Annotated in this window: 13 protein-coding genes; 11 read left to right on the forward strand and 2 right to left on the reverse strand. The window is 74.2% G+C overall.

The window, feature by feature from the left end:
• Window positions 1–3: 3 nt before the first annotated feature.
• From TK50_RS34160 to TK50_RS32240, 10 genes are read left to right on the forward strand one after another with little or no spacing between them, the layout of a single operon-like run.
• Window positions 4–957 carry a hypothetical protein gene (locus tag TK50_RS34160; RefSeq protein ID WP_052503764.1) on the forward strand — a complete coding sequence of 318 codons (954 nt, stop codon included), beginning with the start codon at window positions 4–6 and terminating at the stop codon, window positions 955–957.
• Window positions 954–2,693 carry an FAD-dependent oxidoreductase gene (locus TK50_RS14350; RefSeq protein ID WP_043963211.1) on the forward strand — a complete coding sequence of 580 codons (1,740 nt, stop codon included), beginning with the start codon at window positions 954–956 and terminating at the stop codon, window positions 2,691–2,693. Before TK50_RS34160 ends, TK50_RS14350 begins: the two co-directional genes overlap by 4 nt.
• Complete coding sequence (locus TK50_RS14355; protein ID WP_043963212.1) at window positions 2,690–3,175, forward strand: SCP2 sterol-binding domain-containing protein; 486 nt, start codon at window positions 2,690–2,692, stop codon at window positions 3,173–3,175. The genes TK50_RS14350 and TK50_RS14355 overlap by 4 nt, the downstream gene beginning before the upstream one ends.
• Window positions 3,172–4,416 carry a beta-ketoacyl-ACP synthase II gene (fabF, locus tag TK50_RS14360; protein WP_043963213.1) on the forward strand — a complete coding sequence of 415 codons (1,245 nt, stop codon included), beginning with the start codon at window positions 3,172–3,174 and terminating at the stop codon, window positions 4,414–4,416. Before TK50_RS14355 ends, fabF begins: the two co-directional genes overlap by 4 nt.
• Before the next feature lie 2 nt (window positions 4,417–4,418).
• Window positions 4,419–4,871, forward strand: a complete 453-nt coding sequence (locus tag TK50_RS14365; protein WP_043963214.1) for a DUF3237 domain-containing protein — start codon at window positions 4,419–4,421, stop codon at window positions 4,869–4,871.
• Window positions 4,871–6,463, forward strand: coding sequence for an FAD-dependent monooxygenase (locus TK50_RS14370; RefSeq protein ID WP_052503765.1), 1,593 nt, complete (start codon window positions 4,871–4,873; stop codon window positions 6,461–6,463). The genes TK50_RS14365 and TK50_RS14370 overlap by 1 nt, the downstream gene beginning before the upstream one ends.
• On the forward strand, window positions 6,384–6,956 hold the full coding sequence (locus tag TK50_RS32235) for a cupin domain-containing protein (protein ID WP_052503766.1): 573 nt from the start codon (window positions 6,384–6,386) through the stop codon (window positions 6,954–6,956). Before TK50_RS14370 ends, TK50_RS32235 begins: the two co-directional genes overlap by 80 nt.
• Before the next feature lie 35 nt (window positions 6,957–6,991).
• Window positions 6,992–8,422 carry a cytochrome P450 gene (locus TK50_RS14380; protein ID WP_043963215.1) on the forward strand — a complete coding sequence of 477 codons (1,431 nt, stop codon included), beginning with the start codon at window positions 6,992–6,994 and terminating at the stop codon, window positions 8,420–8,422.
• A 5-nt stretch (window positions 8,423–8,427) separates the two neighbouring features.
• On the forward strand, window positions 8,428–9,243 hold the full coding sequence (locus TK50_RS14385; protein ID WP_043963217.1) for an alpha/beta fold hydrolase: 816 nt from the start codon (window positions 8,428–8,430) through the stop codon (window positions 9,241–9,243).
• Window positions 9,243–10,802, forward strand: coding sequence for an LLM class flavin-dependent oxidoreductase (locus TK50_RS32240; protein ID WP_052503767.1), 1,560 nt, complete (start codon window positions 9,243–9,245; stop codon window positions 10,800–10,802). The genes TK50_RS14385 and TK50_RS32240 overlap by 1 nt, the downstream gene beginning before the upstream one ends.
• A 168-nt stretch (window positions 10,803–10,970) precedes the next feature.
• Here TK50_RS32240 and TK50_RS14395 read toward each other — a convergent pair whose 3' ends face one another.
• Entirely contained in the window at window positions 10,971–11,597 is a 627-nt protein-coding gene (locus tag TK50_RS14395; protein ID WP_043963218.1) for an ATP-dependent Clp protease proteolytic subunit, read from the reverse strand.
• A 245-nt stretch (window positions 11,598–11,842) separates the two neighbouring features.
• Between TK50_RS14395 and TK50_RS14400 the strand changes: the two genes are divergently transcribed.
• Entirely contained in the window at window positions 11,843–13,291 is a 1,449-nt protein-coding gene (locus tag TK50_RS14400; RefSeq protein ID WP_043963219.1) for an MFS transporter, read from the forward strand.
• Here the strand turns inward: TK50_RS14400 and TK50_RS14405 are convergent.
• Window positions 13,275–14,624 (reverse strand): cytochrome P450, encoded by a 1,350-nt coding sequence (locus tag TK50_RS14405; protein WP_052503768.1) that lies wholly within the window; start codon window positions 14,622–14,624, stop codon window positions 13,275–13,277. The two genes, TK50_RS14400 and TK50_RS14405, sit on opposite strands and share 17 nt — an antisense overlap.
• Window positions 14,625–14,642: the final 18 nt, after the last annotated feature.

Raw genomic sequence — 14,642 nt, forward strand, 5'->3', positions numbered from 1 at the left:
CGGGTGCCGGACGCCGCCTCGGCCCCGCCGACCGTGACCGTCTACTCCTACAGCCAGACCGGCCAACTCGACGAGGTCCTGGGTGCCCTGACGGCCCCGCTGGTGAAGGCGGGCGTCGAGGTCGACACCGTCACGGTCCGGCCGGTCACCCCGTACCCCTTCCCGTGGCCGGTGCGCCGCTTCTTCGGCATCTTCCCCGAGGCGGTCGACCCGGCGGCGCGGGTGCCGTACACCCTGGCCCCCCCCACCGCGCCCCCGGGCGACCTCGTGGTGCTCGGCTACCAGGTCTGGTACCTCGCCCCGTCGATCCCCGTCCGGTCCCTGCTGGACAGCGGTCACCTCGCCGGGCGGGACGTGCTCGGCGTGGTCGCGTGCCGCAACATGTGGTATTCGGCGGCGCTGGAGTTCCGTCGGCTGGTGGAGGCGGCGGGCGGCCGGCTGGTGGGCACCGTGGCCGCCATCGACACCGCGCCGGCCGGGGTCACCTTCGTCACCACGCTGCGGTGGCTGCTGGCCGGCCGCCGGGGCCCTTTCTGGCGGTTCCCCGCGGCCGGCGTGAACGAGCGGGAGCTGACGCGGGTGCGCGACCTGGGCGAGGAACTCGCCGCCGTGCTCACCACGCCGGCCGCCGCGCCCCTCGCCCACCGCGTCGGCGACCTGCTGCACCGCCGGGACGCGGCACCGGTGGAGGTGCCGATCGCCGCCGGGGACCTGCTCGCCGGGGCCGCGTTCGGGTGGTGGGGCCGCCGGATCCGACAGCGCCGGACCGCCGGCGGGCGGGCGCTGCTGACCGGCGCCTTCGTCGGCACCCTGGCCGGGGCGATCCTGCTCGGACTGCCGGCGCTCGTCGCGGCCCACGCCGTGAACCGGGGGGCGCTGTCCAGGGCGGTGCACCGCCGCCTGGCGCCAGGGCTCGCCGCCGCCGCCGGACCGACCATGTCGGCAGGCCCACGGTGACGGACTCCCGTACCGAGGTGGCGATCGTCGGCGGCGGCCCCGTCGGCCTCGCCACCGCACACGCCCTGGCGGCCCACGGCATCCGCTCGACGGTCGTCGAGGCGCGCGCCACCCCCGCCCGGCACCCGCGGGCCACCATGGTCAACGCCCGGACGATGGAGATCCTGCGCCGGTTCGGGCTCGCGGAGGCCGTCCGGCAGGCCGGGGTGCCCATCGAGGACATGCCCCGGGTGTCGTTCGTCCGTTCCCTCGCGGGCGTCCACCTCGGCTCGATCGAGCTGGTCCCCGACGCCGCCACGCTGATGCGGATGATGGCGCAGAGCCCCGTGCTGCCGACCATCTGCCCGCAGCACCGGCTCGAACGGATCCTCGCCGACGCGCTGCGCGCGAACCCCGACGTGGAGCTCAGGACGGGCACGACGGTGACCGACCTCGTCGCCGACCCGGACGTCGGCGTCCGCCTCACCCACCGCGGCCCCGACGGCGTGGTCGGGCACGTCGAGGCCCGGTACGCCGTGCTCGCCGAGGGCCTGCACGGCCGGATCCGCAGCCGGGCCGGGCTGGAGGTGCGGCACCAGCCGCCGCTGGGCCGCCTGCTGGACGTGCACTTCATCGGCGACCTCACCCCCTGGATCCGGGGCCGGGAGAGCGCCCTGTACTGGATCGTCAACCCCCGGGTGAACGGGGTGATCATCGCCGTGGACCCGCAGCGCAGCGAGTGGCTGCTGGAGGTGCCCGCGCTCGGCGACGACGCCGACGAGACGCTGTTCGCCCCCGACCGGGACCACGCGGCCCTCGTCGCCGAGGCGGTCGGCGCGTCGGTCCGGGTCGAGGTCCGCTCGGTCCGGACCTGGACCATGGGCACCACCGCCGCGCACCGGTGGCGGGACGGTTCCGGGCGGGTGTTCGTCGCCGGGGACGCGGCCCACACCTTCCCGCCCACCGGCGGCTTCGGCATGAACACCGGCATCCAGGACGCCCACCACTTGGCCTGGCGGCTGGCGGCGGTGCTGCGGGGCTGGGGCGGGACGGCACTGCTCGACGACTACGAGCGGGAGCGCCGCCCCGTGGCCGACTTCAACGCCCGGCAGAGCGAGCACAACGCGCTGCTCATGCGGGACTTCCTGGAGCACGACGCCGCGTCCTACGCCACGGCCCTGGCCCGTGCCGGCGACGACGCCCGGGACGCCGTCGCGGCGCTCGCGCCGATGCTGGAACAGCACCGGCCCCACTTCGACTTCGCCGGGCAGGCCCTCGGCTTCCGGTACCCGCCGGCGGCGACCCGGGCCGCCGACGCCCCCGCCGAGGTGGTGCGCGACGTCGTGCGCTACCGGCCGGAGGCCGTGCCCGGGGCGCGCGCGCCGCACGCCTGGCTCGACTCCGCCACGCGCCGCGCCGCCGTGGAGGACTGGACGGCGAACGGCTTCGCGCTGTTCACGGCCGGTCCCGCCGACCGGTGGCAGGACGCCGTACGGGCCTGGTCGGGCCCCGTGCCGGTGGTGCTCGTCGCCGTGACGGATGCCGACTCACCGGCGTCGGCGGACACCGTCGTCGACACCACCGGGGCCTTCGCCGACGCCTACCGGCTGGCCCCACGGGAGGCGGTGCTGGTCCGGCCCGACGGGCACGTGGCCGACCGGCTGCCCGGCGAGGACCCGGAGCGGGAACTGGCGGCGGCGTTGACGGCCGCGGCGGGACTGTCGGCGACGACCGTCGGAAGGGCGGGAATCCGATGACCGATACCGAGCGCCCGGAGGCCCTGGCGCCGGCGACCGAGGCCGGCCTGCGCTCCGGGGAACGGGCGGCGGTCCGCGCCGCCCTGGCCGACCTGACCCGCGCCCAGCTCGTGGCCTGGCTGCGCACCCCGGCGGGCGCGGAGGTGCTGCACGACGCGTTCCGGCGGATGCCGGACTTCTTCGTCCGCAACCTCCTCGGCGAGGAGACCGTGGCCCGCTGGCGGGTGCGCCGGCCGCCGGCCGAACCGATCGAGTACGACCTCGCCCTCGGGCCGCACGGGTGCGAGGTGCGGCCCGTCGCCGCCGACCGTCCCGCCGCGGTGACGCTCGTCTTCGACAGCGCCGCCTTCGTCGAGATGGCCAGCGGCGCCCGGCGCGGCGTCGACCTGATGCTGCACGGGCAGCTGCGGGTACAGGGCGACGTGCAGCTCGCCATGCGGATGGAACGCATGTTCGGCCTCGACGGCGACGGGCCGCGATGACGCCGACCCGTCGCCGGGTGGCGGTCACCGGGATCGGCCTGGTCACCCCACTCGGCGTCGGCGTGGACGCGGTGTGGGACGGGCTGCGGCGCGGCTCGTCCGGGATCCGGCCCATCTCGCGGTTCGACGCGACCCGGCTTCCCGTGCAGATCGCCGGTGAGGTCGTCGACTTCGACCCGCACGACTGGGTGTCCCGCAAGGACTGCATCCGCCTGGACCGGGTGCTGCACTTCGCGCTGGCGGCGGCCCAGCAGGCCGTCGACGACGCGGGCGGCCTCGCGGACCCGGACAGCACGGCCACCGTCGTGGGCAGCGCGATCGGCGGGGCCGCGAGCATCGAGCGGGGCGTGCACGTCGACATCGACCGGCCCCGGATGGTGTCGCCCTTCTTCGTGCCGAACTCGATCGCGAACATGCCGGCCGCTTTCGTCGCCCACCGGTTCGGCCTGCGCGGGCCCAGTTCGGCGCCGGTCACCGCGTGCGCGGCGTCGACCGACGCGGTCGGGCAGGCGATGCGGCTGGTCCGCGACGGGTACGCCGACGCCGCGGTGGCCGGCGGCGCCGAGTCCTGCCTCGTGTCGCCGATCGTCGCCGGCTTCGCGAACATGCGCGCCCTGTCCGTACGCAACGACGACCCCACGGGGGCCTCGCGGCCGTTCGACGCCCGCCGGGACGGCTTCGTGCTCGCCGAGGGCGCGGCGATGCTGGTGCTCGAACCGGTCGAGGCGGCCCTGCGCCGGGGCGCGCGCGTCTACGCCGAGGTCACCGGGTTCGGGCAGAGCAACGACGCGCACCACATGACGGCCCCCGATCCCACCGGCCGGGGCGCCGCGGCCGCCATGACCGCGGCGCTGGCCGACGCCGGCCTCCCCGCCGACCACGTCGACTACGTCAACGCCCACGCGACGTCGACGAAGATGGCCGACATCGCCGAGACCGTGGCCATCCGGCGGGCGTTCGGCGCACACGCCGCAGCGCTGCCGGTCAGCTCGACCAAGTCGATGACAGGCCACCTGCTCGGTGCCGCCGGGGCCCTGGAGGCCGCGATCTGCGCGCTGGCCCTGCGGCACCAGTGGATCCCGCCCACGGTCAACCACCAGGTCCCCGACCCCGAGTGCGACCTGGACTACGTGCCCAACGTCGGCCGCTCCCGGCAGGTCCGCGCCGCCCTGTCGAACTCGTTCGCCTTCGGTGGCCACAACGCCTCGCTCGTGTTCCGCCGCCACCAACCCGAGGAGTGAGCATGGATCTCGAATTCGAAGCACGCTGCACCGCCCAGCTCAAGTCGCCCCTCATGGTGGGCGCCGGCCCGATGGGGATCAGGATGGTCTTCCAGGTGGTCGAGGGCGAGCTCAGCGGGCCCCGGATCAAGGCCAGGGTGGTCGGCGCGGGGGCCGACTGGGTCTTGGTCGGCTCGGACAACTGGGCCCGGATGGACGTCCGCGCCCAGTTCGAGACGGAGGACGGGGCCGTCCTCTACGCGCAGTACCACGGCCTGATCGAGATGAACGACGCCACCGTCCGGGCGCTCGCGGAGGGCACCCCCACCGAGTTCACCGACCACTACTTCCGCATCACCCCCCGCCTGGAGACGGGCGGCGAGGGATACGAGTGGGTCAACCAGGCCCTCTTCGTCGGCCAGGGCCGGTTCCTGCCCGGACTCGGCCTCGAGTACGAGATCTACCGGATCGTCTGATGGCCGGCGACGACTCCGTGCTCGTGGTCGGCGCCGGGCCCACCGGCCTCGCGCTCGCCTGCGAGCTGCGCCGACGCGGCGTGCCCTGCGCGGTGGTGGAGGCCCGCGTCCGGCGGGGCGACCGGAGCAAGGCGATCGCGATCTGGCCCCGCGTCCTGGAGATCCTGGCCGACCTCGGCGCCGCCGACGAGGCGGTCGACCGGGGCATCCGGCTCGCCGGCGCCACGGCCTGGTCGCACGGCCGCCCGACGCTCTCCTTCGGCCTCCACGACCTGCCCAGCCGCTTCCCGTTCGGCCTGGTGCTGCCGCAGTACGAGACCGAGGAGATCCTGGAGCGCCGGCTCGCCGCGCTCGGCGGCGAGGTCGAACGCGGCGTCGCCTGCGTGGCGGTGCGCGCCGACCCGCTCGGCGTCACCGTCGTCCTGCGGCATCCCGGCGGCACCGAGGAACGCCGGTTCGGCTGGGTCGTCGGCTGCGACGGCTCCGACAGCGTCGTCCGGGCCGCCGCCGGCATCGCCATGCGCCAGCGGCTGGAGCCGGAGGGGTGGATCGGCGCGGACGTGCGGCTGAGCACCGCACTCGAACCGACGCGGGTCAACTACTTCCTCTCCGCCGGGGAGGTGCTGCACGTCGTGCCGCTGCGCGCGGGCGGCGGCACCCCGACGTGGCGCATCACGATGAACGTCGGGAAGACCCGGCCCGACCCCGCCGACTGGCCGCTGGAGCGCCTCGCGGCGGAGGCCGCGCGCCGCGCCGCGGTCCCCGTCCGGGTGCACGAGACGGAGTGGGTGACCGGCTTCCGCGTGCGCCAGGGACTCGCCACCCGGTTCCGGCTGGGCCGGGTCCTGGTCGCCGGCGACGCCGCCCACGTGCACAGCCCCGCCGGGGCGCAGGGCATCAACTCGGGGCTGCAGGACGCCGCCAACCTCGGCTGGAAGCTCGCCAGGGTGTGCCGGGGCAGCAGCTCCGCCGAGCTGCTGAACAGCTACGACGTGGAGCGCAGGCCCGCCGCGGCGGCCGTCGTCGCGGCGACCGACCGGGCGACCCGGGCCGGGACCCTGCGGTCCCCGGTGGCCGTCGGGGCCCGCGACGGGCTGTGGCGGGCGGCGATGCGGCTGGGCGTGGTCGACCGGTACGCGGCGCCGGCGATGGCCGGGTTGACGCAGCGCTACCGGAGATCGGCGGTCAGCCCGGGACGCCGCCCCCTCCTGCCCTTCGCGCCCGGCCCCGGCGGGCGCCTGCCGAACGTGACGGTCGGCGACGCCCGGCTGTGGGACCTGCTCCCCGACGGCTTCTGCGTGCTCCTCGTCGGCCCGGCCGGGCCAGCCCTGCACGGGCTTCCGGCCGCGTTGCCGGTGCTGCGGCTGCCGCAGCCTGAGGTGGCGCAGGCGCTGCGGGTGCGGCGGCCGACGGCGGTCGTGGTCCGCCCGGACCGCTACGTCGCCCTGCTCTGCCCCGCCGACCGGACCGCTGCCATCACCAGGTACGTCGACACCATCGAGGAGGTGCCCGATGCCCCGGGCCGGCGACATGATCGAGAACACGATGACCGGGGAGCGGGCGGTGTTCCGCTCGACCCGTCACGAGACTGACGGCAAGCTGCTGGAGGCGGACTACCACCTCACCGCCGGCGGGTACGTGGCGGCGGCGCACGTCCACCCCCGCCAGGAGGAGACCTTCGAGGTCCTGGAGGGCAAGGTCCGGATCCGCATCGGGGGCCGGGAGATCCTCGCCGAGCCCGGCCGGACGTACGTCGTGCCCCCGGGGGTCGCCCACCGGATCGTCAACCACACCTCGGCCTCGGCGCATCTCTACAGCACCCTGCGGCCGGCGATGCTCTCCGACGAACTCCTGCAGACGATGTGGGCGCTCGCCTCCGACGGCCGCACCAACCGACGCGGCATCCCCGGCATCCTCCAGGCGGCGGTCAGCGGCGCGCACTTCCGGGGGGAGCTCTACCTCGCCGGGCCGCCGCTGTGGCTGCAGGACCTGGTGTTCCGGACCCTCGCCCCGCTCGGCCGCGCCCTCGGCTACCGCGGGGTGTACGAGTCGCGCACCGCACCGGTCCGTCGCCCCGTCGACTGACCACGCCTGTCAAACAGCGATCGGAAGAGGCGACCATGACCGGAACCACCTCACCGCGCGTCGACGCGGCCCAGCCGATGCCGGGCCCGAAGCGGATTCCGCTGAGCGCGCTGCGCACCCTGGCCAACCAGCCGCCGCTGTTCTTCGCCGAGATGCGCGACCGGCACGGGCCGTTCGTCCGCCTGCCCCTGCCGCAGCGACCCATCTACCTGGTCAGCGACCCGCACGCCATCCAGGAGGTGCTCGTCACGGCGAACCGCTTCTACGGCAACGACATCCTGCGCAGCGCCGCCACCGGCCGCCGGGAGACGCCCCTGACGATGCTGCTCGGCCAGGGCCTGCTGACCAGCGACGGTGACCTGCACCGCAGGCAGCGACGGCTGATCCAGCCCCTGTTCCACCGGCAGCGCATCGCCGGGTACGCGGAGGACTTCGCGGCGCTGTCGGAGCGCCACGTGCGGGACTGGCCGGACGGGGGCGAGGTGGACATGCTGCGGGAGATGGTCACCCTGACCCTGTCCATCGTGGCCCGCACGGTCTTCGACGTCGCCCTCGGCAGCCGGGAGGCGGAGACCATCCGCACCGCGATGCCGCGCAACGACGGGCCCCTGCGGTACGCCCTGATGCCGATGGGCGGCCTGCTGGCCCGGCTGCCCTCGCCGTCGAACATCCGGTTCTGGCGGGGCCGCGCCGCGCTCGACTCGGTGGTGTTCGAGCTGATCGCCCGCCGCCGGGACGAGGGCGCGGACGGCGCGGACCTGCTGTCGCTGCTGCTGCAGGCGCGCGACGCCGACACCGGCGAGCCGATGGACGACCGTCAGGTCCGCGACGAGGCGCTGACGCTGCTGATGGCCGGGCACGACACCACCGCCAACGCCCTGGCGTGGGCGCTGCACCTGCTCGTCGGGGAACCCGCCGCGCTGGCCCGGCTGCACCGGGAGGTCGACGAGGTGCTCGACGGCCGCCGGGCCACCCTGGAGGACCTGCCCCGGCTGAAGTGGACCACGGCCGTGTTCCAGGAGGCGTTGCGGATCTTCCCGCCGGTGTGGACCGTGGGGCGTCGCCCCTTGCAGGAGCGCGTCCTCAGCGGCTACCGCCTGCCCCCGGATGCGATGGTCATGATGAGCCCCTGGGTCGTGCACCGCGACCCCGGGCTCTGGGCCGACCCCGAGCGGTTCGCCCCGCAGCGCTGGCTGGAACCCACCGGCGAGGACGACCAGCTCACCGGGACCGCCCTCGGCCAGGACCGTCCCAAGTTCGCGTACTTCCCGTTCGGTGGTGGCCCCCGGCAGTGCATCGGCAACGTCTTCGCGCAGATGGAGGCGGTCATCGCCCTGGCCACGATCTGCCAGAGCTGGCACTTCGCACCGCTGGGCGGACAGCGGGTACAGCCCCAGGCGCGGATCATCGTGCGGCCCCGGCCGGGACTGCGGATGCGGGTGCTGCGGCGGCGGGCCGGGAGCTGAACGGGATGGTCGTCCCCACGCACCGGCGGCTGCGCCTGCCCCCGCCGGTGCGGCCCGACCTCATCGACGTGCACGGCACACCGGTGGCGGTCCGCCGCCGCGGCGCCGGGCCCGCGCTGCTGTTCCTGCACGGGGCGGGCCTCGCCGGTCGTTGGCTGCGGTTCCACGAGCTGCTGGCGCGACGCGCCGACGTCGTCGCGCCCGACCAGCTCGGCTGCGGGGACACGCCCATGCCGGACTGGCTGCACGGCTTCGACGACCTGGTCACGCACTACGACGACCTGCGCCGCACGCTCGGCCTCCACCGGCCGTTCGACCTCGTCGGATACTCCTTCGGCGGCTGGGTGGCGGCGGAGTTCGCGGTGACGTACCCGCACCTGGTGCGCGCGCTCGTGCTGATCGCGCCGGTCGGCCTGGCCCCGCCCGACGGGCCGCCCGTCGCCGTCGACCCCTTCGCCGCCACGGACCGGGAACTGATCGAGCTGACCATGAACGATCTGCCCGCCGTGGGCGCGCTGCCCCACGCCGCCCGGCGGCGTGGCCTGCACGCCGACCAGGCTGCCTACGCGCGGCTGTCCTGGCGCCGGCCGTACAGCCGGCGGTTGCCCCGCCTGCTGCGGCGGGTGACCGCGCCGGCTCTCGTCGTGGTGGGCGGCGCCGACCGGTACGTGCCGGTCGAGGTGCCGCGCCGCTACCACCGGCTGCTGCCCGACTCGCGACTGGCCGTGGTCGAGGCGGCGGGCCACGCGCTCGTGGTCGAGCGGCCCGACGCCGTCGCCGACCTGGTCGGCGGCTTCCTCGACGGGATCGGCAGCCGGTGATGCGCTTCTACCACCTCGTCACGGGGTCGGCCGGTCCGCCACCCGGGCGCACGGACCTCGGCGCGGGCCGCGACCTGCTCCCCGCGTACGTCGACGAGGCCGTCGCGGCCGAGGCGCTCGGGTTCGACGGCGTCTGCCTGGGCGCCCACCACCTCGCGTCGCACGCCCGGGTCGGCGACCCGAACGTCCTGGCCGCCGTCGTCGCCGCGCGGACCACGCGGATCAGGATCGCCGTCGTCGGCAACGCGCTGCCGCTGCACGACGACCCGTTGCTGTTGGCGCGGACACTGGCGACGCTCGACCTCGTGTCGGCGGGACGCCTCGACGCCGGTTTCGTGCGGGGCACCTGGGCCGATCTCCACTCGTCGCGGCTGGACCCGACCACCGCGGAGGAGCGGTTCTGGGAGGGGCTCGACCTGATCGTGCGGTCGTGGGCGGAGGACCGGCCCTTCCGCTGGGACGGCCGGCACCACTACCGACCCCGGGTCGACGCCCCGGTGCGGCCCCGGCAGTCGCCGAGCCCACCGGTCTGGCTGCTGACCGAGGCCGGTCGGCCGACCGTCGTCGAGACCGGCCGACGGGGGCACTCGCTCGTGGTGCCCACCGGCCCCCGGTCCTGGGTCATCGACGTCTGCCGGCGGTACCGGCAGGCGGCAGCGGCGGCCGGACGCGCCCCCGGGGGCGTCGTGACCTGCGTGCCGGTCCACCTCGCCGAGCACGACGGGACCGCCCACGAGCAGGCACGGGAGCAGTACGAACGCCTCCTTCGCGCGACCGCGTCACCGCCGCCCGTCCCGCCGCCCGTCCCGCCGCCAGTGCCGGGCGGCCCCGGGCCCGACGGCACGCCGTGGGCGGGAGACCCGCCGGGTTTCCCGCCGCCGTCCTACGACGACCTCGTCGCGCAGGGCCACGTCCTCGTCGGCTCGCCCGGCACCGTCCGCGACCGGCTCTACGAACACCTCCGGGACACGGGCGCGGCCGTCCACGTCGGCGGCGGGGGCATCCTGGACGCGATGCCGACGCCGCTCCTCCGGCGGAGCATGACGATCTTCGCCCGGCGGGTGGTCCCCCGGCTCCGCCAGCTCTCCCGGCACCGACCCGCGCCGATCAGCCATGGGCCCGCCGGGCCCCCGACGGACAAGGAGTCCACCATGCCAGACATCTCCCTCGACCAGGCCCTCACCCTGCTCAGGGCGGTGGTCGACCACGCCGGGAAGGTCGGCGCGGTCGTCGCGGCCGAGGTCGTCGACGCCTCCGGCACCACCGTGGCCGCCCAGCGGATGGACGGTTGCTTCCCGAGCGCGGGGGTGCTGGCGCGCAAGAAGGCGTACGGGGCGCTGAACTTCCGCGTGCCGACCCACGTCGCCGTCGAGGCGTTCCCCGAGCCGGTCAGGACGGCCCTGCTGGCGGCCGAGCCGGGCCTGACGTTCCTGCCCGGGGGAGTGCCCGTCCTGCGGGAGGGAGTGGTGGTGGGCGCACTGGGGGTCACCGGCGGAGCCGGTGAGCAGGACGTCGCCTGCTGCGACGCCGCGCTGGAGGCCCTGGCCGACGGATCCTGACTGGCCGACGGGCCCTGAGGCGCCGGCGCCGGCCGGGTGCCTGCACGAGGGGTGGGGGAGAGTCCCCGCAGGGGAGCCACCTCGCTCCGCAGAGGAATGGCCGCCGCCGGTCGGACGACCGGCGGCGGCCATTCGCTGACTGCCGGGGATGCTCAACCCCGGGATCGCTCAGCCCCGCGTGCCGGCCCCGTCCGGAACGTGCGTCGCGCGGGACACGACCCGGTCGATCAGCCCGTAGTTGACCGCCTCGTCGGCGGTGAACCACCGGTCGCGGTCGGCGTCGGCCTCGATCTCGTCCACCGACTTGCCCGTGTGGCGAGCCGTCTCCTCGCGCAGCACCCGCTTGACGTAGAGCATCTGCTCGGCCTGGATGGCCACGTCGGACGCGACGCCCTGGATGCCACCGAGGGGCTGGTGCATCATGATCCGCGAGTGGGGCAGGGCGAACCGCTTGCCCTTGGTGCCCGCCGACGAGAGAACCTGACCCATCGACGCGGCGAGCCCGACGACCAGCGTCGACACGTCGTTCTCGATGAAGTCCATCGTGTCGCAGATCGCCAATCCGGCGTCCACCGAACCGCCGGGGGAGTTGATGTAGAGGTGGACGTCGCGGACCGGATCTGCGGCGGCCAGCAGCAGGAGCTGCCCGCAGACGCGATTCGCCACCTCCGCGTTCACTTCCGAGCCGAGGAAGATAATGCGCTCCTCGAGCAGCCGGTTGAAGAGGTTGCCGTCGAAGCTGAGGTTGCTCTCGCCGGCGCGAGCGATGATTCCGAGTGGTGCGTCTGGTGACATCGCTCCCAGGCGCTCGGGCGAGCGGGTCATCTGGCTACCTCCGGTCGAAGCTACGACGATACCGAAGCCATTCTACTGTGATCTCCATTGGTCGAAACCCCGTGAGATGTCATTCTGCCGACGGCATAACGAATTCTCTATCTTGACACCGATCCACTTTGGATGCTTGTCTGGTTCACCGTTGCGGCGCGATAGCGAATTGACGGACATCCTGCCCTCCCAATCGCGCGGCGTGAGAGGTTGCCATGTCTTCGAAGGATCTTTCTCCAGCCGATTCGCGCCGCTGGCTGGCCCTCGGGGTCGTCGCCACCGCGCAACTCATGATCGTGCTCGACCTCGCGGTCGTGTTCGTCGCGCTGCCGCAGATGCAGACCGACCTGTCGATCTCTCTGGCCGACCGGCAGTGGGTCGTCTCCGGCTACGCCATCGCCTTCGGCGGGCTGCTGCTCCTCGGCGGCCGACTGGTCGACTATCTCGGGCAGAAGCGGATGTTCCTGGCCGCGCTCGTCGGCTTCGCCGTCGCCTCCGCGCTCGGCGGTCTGGCCGACAACGGCGTCCAGCTGTTCGCGGCCCGGGCCCTGCAGGGCGCCTTCGCTGCCGTCGTGGCGCCCGCGGTGCTCTCGCTCATCTCGGTCACCTTCACCGAGCAGGCCGACCGCGCCCGCGCCTTCGCCGTCTACGGCATGGTCTCCGGCAGCGGCGCCGCGGTCGGGCTCCTGCTCGGCGGCGTCCTCACCCAGTACGCCTCCTGGCGCTGGTGCCTGCTCGTCAACGTCCCCATCGTGCTCGTCACCGTCGTGCTGGCCGTCGCCACGCTGCGGCCGGACCCGCCGGCGGTCAAGGGACGTCGCTACGACCTCGCCGGGGCGCTGACCGCCACCCTCGGACTGGTGTGCCTGGCCAACGGCCTCACCCTCGCCGAGGCCAACGGGTGGATCTCGGTGGTCACCCTTGGCTCGCTGGCCGCCGGCGTCCTCCTGCTCGGGGTCTTCGTCCTCGTGGAGGCGCGCAGCAGGCAGCCCCTGCTGCCCCTGCGCATCGTCAGCGAGCCGCACCGTGCCCTGCTCTACCTCGCGGCGGTGCTGGCCAACGGGGCGCAGCTGTCGATGTTCCTCTTCCTCACCTTCTACTTCCAGAACACCAGGGGCTACGGGGCCGTCCAGACCGGCCTGGCCTTCCTGCCGTTCGCCCTCGCCATCATCACCACCGCCCAGTTCAGCGCGCCCGCCGTGGTGCGGTTCGGGCCCCTGCCGGTGATGTCCGTCGGCGCCCTGACCGGCGCGGCCGGGCTGTTCACCCTCACCCGACTCGGCGTGGACTCGCCCTACCCGACGGCCGTGCTGATCCCCCTGGTGCTGATCGGGGTGGGCGTGGCCATGTCGCTGTTCCCACTGAACAACGTCGTCCTGCTGGGCATCGACCCGAAGGACGCGGGGGTGGCCAGCGCGGTCGTGAGCACCACCCAGCAGATGGGCGCCTCGATGGTGACGGCCCTGCTGAACACCCTGTTCGCGGGATCCGTTGCGGGTTACCTGCTGACCAGGCCGAGCGAGGGGGCGGCGGCCACGATGCACGGCTACCGGGTGGTGTTCGGCTGGGAGAGCGCCCTCTACCTCGCCGCCTTCGTGCTCATCCTGCTGGCCCAGCGCCGGGTCCGGCGGGCCGTCCCCGACCAGGTCAGGGCCGCGGCCTGACCACCACCGGCAGCTCGCTCGGCGCCATCAGCGCCTGGGGCAGCTCCTTCACCGGATGCCCGGGCACCGGTTCGAGGCGCCAGCGGGACACGATGGTGGCGATCGTCGTCACCATCTGCGCCCACGCGTAACCGTCGCCGATGCACTGCCGCTTGCCGGCCAGGAACGGGATGTACGCGTCGTCGGGCGGCTGCGGCGCCCCGGGCAGCCAGCGGTCCGGGTCGAAGCGCAGCGGCTCGGGGAAGGACCGCGGGTCGCGGTGCTGGGCGTAGATGCTGAAGAGGGTCTCCGTGCCCGGCGGCAGCTCCCGGCCGCCGAGCTCGACCGTGGTGTTGGTCCGGCGCATGAACATCCAGCCCGGGTGGTAGAGCCGCAGGCACTCGGTCAGCACCCGGCGGGTGTAGGTCAGCCTGCCGATGGCCTCGAACGTCGGCGGCCCGTCGCCCAGCACCGAGTCGACCTCCTCGTACAACTGCTTGGCCACCGCAGGCTCGCGGGCCAGCTCGTGGAAGAGCCAGACCGTCATGAAGGCCGCCGTCTCGGTGCCGGCGAACAGGATCAGGAAGATCTCCGCGATGATCTGCTCGTCGCTCATCCTCTCGCCGGTCTCGGCGTCCCGCGCGGCCAGGAGCATGGTGAGCAGGCTGGCGTCGTCGGCGCCGGTCCTGCGTTGCTCGACGACCGCCTCCCGGACCGCGGCGCGCATGCGGCGGCTGGCCTGGACGTAGCGCCGGTTGCCCGGCGTGGGCACCTTCTCCAGGAACTCCACCGGTGACATGGTCCGCCAGGCCACTCCCTTGACGATGGTCGTCCACGACCGCTGCACCTCGTCGTTGACCCGGCCGCTGACGTCCGCCGAGAAGAGCGTCTTCGCCACCATCCCCAGCATGAGCTGGAGGGCCTGGGCCTTCAGCGGCACGACCTCGCCCGGCTGCCAGCGCGACGTCAGGGCGGCGGCGGAGTCGGCCATCACGCGGAAGTAGCCCTCGATGCGCTCGCGGTGGAAGGCGGGCTGGATGAGCCGGCGCTGCCGGGTGTGGAAGGCCCCGTTGGACACCGGAAGACCGTTGCCGAACTCTTGGCGGATCTTGTCGAAGTACTTGCCCTGGTCGTACTTGCGGCCGTCGGTCACCAGCATCCGGTGCACCAGCTCCGGGGAGTTCACCGACAGGACCCGTTGCGGCCCGAGGTGCACCCAGGCGAGGTCGCCGGTGTCGCGCAGCGAACGCATGAAAGCGAGGGGGTTCCTGAGCAGCCGGGGCACGTGACCGATGCCCGGCAGCTTTCCCGGCACCGTGGGGATGCCGGCCGTGCCGGCGGTCGGACTCGACACATCCACTCCTTCGACGGC

This window comes from Micromonospora haikouensis, from assembly GCF_000876225.1.
Lineage (GTDB): Bacteria > Actinomycetota > Actinomycetes > Mycobacteriales > Micromonosporaceae > Micromonospora > Micromonospora haikouensis.